The organism is uncultured Citricoccus sp. (assembly GCF_937871995.1).
Lineage (GTDB): Bacteria > Actinomycetota > Actinomycetes > Actinomycetales > Micrococcaceae > Citricoccus.
Genome location: NZ_CALMQR010000029.1, coordinates 1 through 3,711 on the forward strand (window position 1 = coordinate 1; position 3,711 = coordinate 3,711).

At 73.1% G+C, this 3,711-nt stretch carries 3 protein-coding genes and 1 tRNA gene; 2 read left to right on the top strand and 2 right to left on the bottom strand.

The features are described 5' to 3' along the window. Nucleotides 1-326: 326 nt before the first annotated feature. A tRNA-Val gene (locus Q0283_RS02490) sits at nucleotides 327-403 on the bottom strand. A gap of 124 nt (nucleotides 404-527) precedes the next feature. Here Q0283_RS02490 and Q0283_RS02495 point away from each other — a divergent pair. Together Q0283_RS02495 and Q0283_RS02500 are read left to right on the top strand one after the other, a co-directional pair. Then, nucleotides 528-1,292, top strand: a complete 765-nt coding sequence (locus Q0283_RS02495) for an AzlC family ABC transporter permease (protein WP_183523396.1) — start codon at nucleotides 528-530, stop codon at nucleotides 1,290-1,292. Further along, on the top strand, nucleotides 1,289-1,600 hold the full coding sequence (locus Q0283_RS02500; RefSeq protein WP_183523393.1) for an AzlD domain-containing protein: 312 nt from the start codon (nucleotides 1,289-1,291) through the stop codon (nucleotides 1,598-1,600). The genes Q0283_RS02495 and Q0283_RS02500 overlap by 4 nt, the downstream gene beginning before the upstream one ends. A gap of 23 nt (nucleotides 1,601-1,623) precedes the next feature. On the opposite strand, the gene Q0283_RS02505 is transcribed toward Q0283_RS02500, so the two are convergent. Further along, a complete protein-coding gene (locus Q0283_RS02505; protein ID WP_298042641.1) occupies nucleotides 1,624-3,570 on the bottom strand; it encodes a SpoIID/LytB domain-containing protein in 1,947 nt (648 codons plus the stop codon). Nucleotides 3,571-3,711 lie beyond the last annotated feature (141 nt).

The window sequence follows — 3,711 nt, forward strand, 5'->3', positions numbered from 1 at the left end:
GGGATGGCCGGAGGCGGGGTGTTCCCCGCAGGGCGCTCCCGCGGGAGTCTGTGCCGCGGGACGGATGATGGGGATCTGAGACAGTTCCACGGGCGGTTCCTGGATGCGCCGGCGTCCCGATCGCGTCCTGGCCTGATCGTCCACGGCTGCCTCTCCTCCTGTCCCGTCCGTACCGGTCGCGGTGCCTCCCGCACCGCCGCCCGTCGTACTCTCCGCTGTCCTGTCCCTGCCCGGTTCGGGCCCCGGTCCGGGGTGGACGGGCGGCCCACGGCACACTGTAGTGCCCCCATTAACGACTGAAGGGCCCGTACCGGGCCCTTCAGGAATGGTGGATCTTACTGGACTCGAACCAGCGACCTCTCGCGTGTGAAGCGAACGCTCTAACCAACTGAGCTAAAGATCCAACAGCGTGCCAGCGCCTTCCCCGTCAGGGGTTGACAGCTATGAAAGCTTAGCAGAACCGGGGCCCAACCCGAAAACGGGCCGCGCGAGCCGCGGTGACGGCCGGTCGGCGCGGCGCACCTACGATGAACGGCATGGACTCCTTCACGCGGCTGGGCAGGCACCCGGCCTTCCGGACCGGTGCCTCCGTCGCCGTGGCCACGGGCCTCTACGGGATCTCCTTCGGCGCCCTCGGGGTCGCGGCGGGGCTGGACGTGTGGCAGACGATCGCCCTGAGCGCGCTGATGTTCACGGGTGGTTCACAGTTCGCCTTCGTGGGAGTGCTGGCCGGCGGGGGCGGGGGCGCCGCGGCCACGGGTGCCGCCAGCCTGCTCGGGGTCCGCAACGCCGTCTACGGGGTCCAGCTCAACGCCATGATGCGGCCCGGTCCCGCCCTGAAGCCACTGGCCGCCCACGTGACCATCGATGAGTCCGCGGCCACGTCCATGGCCCAGCCCGATCCGCACGGGCGCCGCATCGGGTTCTGGACGGCCGGCGTCGGGGTGTGGCTGACGTGGGTGGCCTTCACGGTGCTCGGCGCGGTCGCCGGGGACCTGATGGGCGACCCGAAGGCCTGGGGGCTGGACGGTGCGGCCGCCGCGGCGATGCTCGGCCTGCTGTGGCCCCGGTTGAAGACCGGTGACGCCTGGGCCCTGGCGGCGGTGACGGCGCTCGTCACCACGATCGCCCTGCCGGCACTGCCCTCCGGGATCCCGATCCTGGTCGCCGGGGCCGTGGCGGGGCTGTGGGGCTGGTTCGGGGCCCCGGCACGCCGGGGGCGTGGCCCGCGGGGAGGCCAGCCGGGGCCTGCACGGACGGAACGGACCGGCACGAGGGAGTCGACGGCGTGAGCACGTGGGAATGGGTCCTGCTGGCGAGCGCGATCGCCTTCGGCACCAAGTTGCTGGGCTACCTCGTGCCCGCCACGGTCCTGGATGACCCGAGGATGCTGCGCACGGCCAACGCGGTGACCATCGGGCTGCTGTCCGCGCTCGTGGTGATGAACGCCGCCGCCGCCGGCCAGGGACTGGCACTGGACGCCCGGCTCGGCGCGGTCGTGGCCGCCGCGGTCGCGCTGGTGCTGCGCGCCCCGTTCCTGGTGGTCGTGATCACCGGGGCGGTGGCCGCGGCCGGATTGCGCCTGCTCGGCGTCCCCTGATCAGCCGGTCCGTCAGCGGCGGGTCATCGCGCCGTGATGGAGGCGACCCAGGTGGACTTCAGCCCCGCACGGGACCGGAGCTGGTTGCCCGTGATCCGTGCGGTCGCGCCGTTCGCGGCCGTCGCCGTCACGTACTGCACCGAGCCCGCCCCGTCCCGCGTGAACCGGACCGAGTGCACGCTGGGCAGTCCGAAGGCCTGGGCCATCGCGGCCTGGCTGATCGTCTGCGTCCAGGAGGCATTCGGGTTGTTCGCGGCGGCGGAGAGGCTGTAGGGGTCCGGCCTGCCCTGCAGGTACGGCACCGCGTTGCCCCAGACGTCCTGCGCCGAGCGGGTGTGGCCGCCGCTGGAGGAGAAGTACGTGGCGTCGATGATCGACCCACGGTGCCACAGGCTCTTCGCCGCCACCGGTGAGGAGGTCGGATCGCCCGGCCGGGCGCGCGTCACGGTCGCGTCCACGGCGGCCTTCCATCGGTTCCCGTAGCGGCCGCCACCCTCGTTCTCCTTGGCCCAGCCGGTGAACTTCTGTGAGCGCACCTCGTCCCAGACGTGGCAGCCGCACTCGGCCTTGAGCGTGTTCATGTTCCGCAGCGCGTAGGAGCGTCCGGCCACGGCCTGGGCCTGGAGCGCGGTGGCGGGCCAGGAGGAGGGCATCTCGGCCAGGCCGTAGAGGTACTCGTCGTTCATCCGTAGTTCGGTGACCACGTTGAGCTTGCCGTTGACCACCGAGATGACGAGCTTCCCGTGGCGCAGGTCCAGGGGCTGGCTTCCGTTCGCGGCCGGCACCCGGACGGTGGCGGCCTCGGACGAGTCCGGTGACCAGAACCGGGTGCCGGGCCACTCCAGGACAGCGGAGGCAGACCGCTTCCGCTTCCCGTCCGGCATGGTGACGAGCACGGCTCCGCCGTCCGCGGCGAGGCGCACCGCGCCGCGGGCCTGCAGCACCGTTCCGGCGATCCGGACGCGCTGCAGGCCCGGCGTCCCGCCGGCGAGCCTCGTGGCCTGGATCGTGGTCGACTGCGGGGAGGCCAGGTGGACGGAGATGTTGGTGGCCGCCCGGTGCGCGGACTGGGTGACGTCCGCACCGGAGTAGTAGTACCGCAGGATGTGCTCGACCGAGCGGCCCTCCTCGGCCATGGCCCGGGCGCCGTACTGGCTCATGCCCGCTCCGTGCCCCCAGCCGGACCCCCTGACCGTGAAGCTGGTCGGCGGCCGTCCGCTGGGGGGCCGGGTCCCCACCAGGTCTGCGTGGGCCCGGTGCAGGAACGCCGAGGCGTGGCCGCGGGTGATGTCCTGCTGTTGCCGGAAGGAACCGTCGTTGAAACCCGCGGTGATGCCCCGCGCCGCGGCCCAGGTGATGGCCCGGTAGTTGGGTGAGGACGGCCCGAGGTCGGTGAAGGGACTGGTCGCCGGCGGCGTGGAGGACTCGTCGGCCAGCCGGTAGAGGAAGGCGGTCAGCTCCCCGCGGGTCACCGGTTCGCCCGGACCGAAGGTGCCGTCGGCCCGGCCCACGGTGGCACCCGTGTCTGCCAGCCAGGAGATCGCGGTGAAGTGCGGGCCCCCCGGGGCCACGTCCGAGAAGTCGCGTTGCTGGTCGACGGTGACCTCCGGCCGGACCTGGCGGTACAGGAAGGCGGCCATCTCGCCACGGGTGATCGGCTGGCCGGGCCTGAAGGTCCCGTCGGCGTATCCCACGGTGATGCCCCTGCAGGCCATCCACATGATGTCGCCACGGAAGGCGGCCCCCGCCGGGACATCGGTGAAGTCCGTCCGCTCGCACGATTCCGTCGCGGCCCGGGCGCTGCCGGCCGGCAGGGACGCGGGAGCCACGAGGAGGGCCATCGCGGCGATGAGCACCGAGGCCACGACGCCCCGGGACCACGTGCGTCCGGCCCGCCGGCCGGCAGGACGGCCACCGGCCGGCGTCGGCACGGTGGCGGGTTCCCGGGACGGGACGGAACGGACTGGCACGGTGGATCTCCCCTGGTCAACGGGACATCGTGGCGCCCGGCGGCGGTGCGCGCGTCCCGGGGGGCCTATGCCACCGCGGCACGCCCGGCCGTCCGTTCCTGCGGGCCGGCACCCCGCGCGGGGGACGAAGAACCCCGCCCC